Origin of the sequence: Streptomyces sp. WM6378 (assembly GCF_001279695.1) — a bacterium.
In the GTDB taxonomy this organism is placed as follows: Bacteria; Actinomycetota; Actinomycetes; order Streptomycetales; family Streptomycetaceae; genus Streptomyces.
The window spans coordinates 1-1,018 of sequence record NZ_LGDD01000143.1 but is presented as its reverse complement, the minus strand read 5'-3'; the positions used below and the strand labels follow the sequence as shown (position 1 = coordinate 1,018).

General features: G+C 65.5%; 1 protein-coding gene. It reads left to right on the top strand.

The features are described from left to right. Positions 1 to 1,018: flavodoxin-dependent (E)-4-hydroxy-3-methylbut-2-enyl-diphosphate synthase (gene ispG / locus ADK54_RS14325; RefSeq protein ID WP_053726004.1), on the top strand; the 1,018-nt coding region annotated here is incomplete at both ends.

Here is a 1,018-nt window from a genome sequence, read left to right as displayed (position 1 = left end):
GTGGCGGTCGGCGGGGACGCACCCGTCTCGGTGCAGTCCATGACCACGACGAGGACGTCGGACATCGGTGCGACGTTGCAGCAGATCGCCGAGTTGACGGCGTCGGGCTGTCAGATCGTGCGGGTGGCGTGTCCGACGCAGGACGATGCGGATGCGTTGGCGACGATCGCGCGGAAGTCGCAGATTCCGGTGATCGCGGACATTCACTTCCAGCCGAAGTACGTGTTCGCGGCGATCGATGCGGGGTGTGCCGCGGTGCGGGTGAATCCGGGCAACATCAAGCAGTTCGACGACAAGGTCAAGGAGATCGCGCAGGCGGCGAAGGATGCGGGTACGCCGATCCGGATCGGTGTGAACGCGGGTTCGCTGGATGCGCGGTTGCTGAAGAAGTACGGGAAGGCGACGCCGGAGGCGCTGGTCGAGTCGGCGCTGTGGGAGGCGTCGCTGTTCGAGGAGCACGGCTTCCGGGACATCAAGATCTCGGTGAAGCACAATGACCCGGTCGTGATGGTGAATGCCTACCGGCAGCTGGCGGCGCAGTCCGACTATCCGCTGCACTTGGGTGTGACCGAGGCGGGCCCGGCCTTCCAGGGCACGATCAAGTCGGCGGTTGCCTTCGGTGCGCTGCTGGCCGAGGGGATCGGCGACACGATCCGGGTTTCGCTGTCGGCTCCGCCGGCCGAGGAGATCAAGGTGGGTATCCAGATCCTGGAGTCGTTGAATCTGCGTCAGCGGCGTCTGGAGATCGTGTCGTGTCCGTCGTGCGGGCGGGCGCAGGTGGATGTGTACAAGCTGGCCGAGGAGGTCACGGCGGGCCTGGAGGGCATGGAGGTTCCGCTGCGTGTCGCGGTGATGGGCTGTGTGGTGAACGGTCCGGGTGAGGCGCGTGAGGCGGATCTGGGTGTGGCTTCGGGCAATGGCAAGGGGCAGATCTTCGTGAAGGGCGAGGTCATCAAGACGGTCCCGGAGTCGAAGATCGTGGAGACGCTGATCGACGAGGCGATGAAGATCGCCGAGC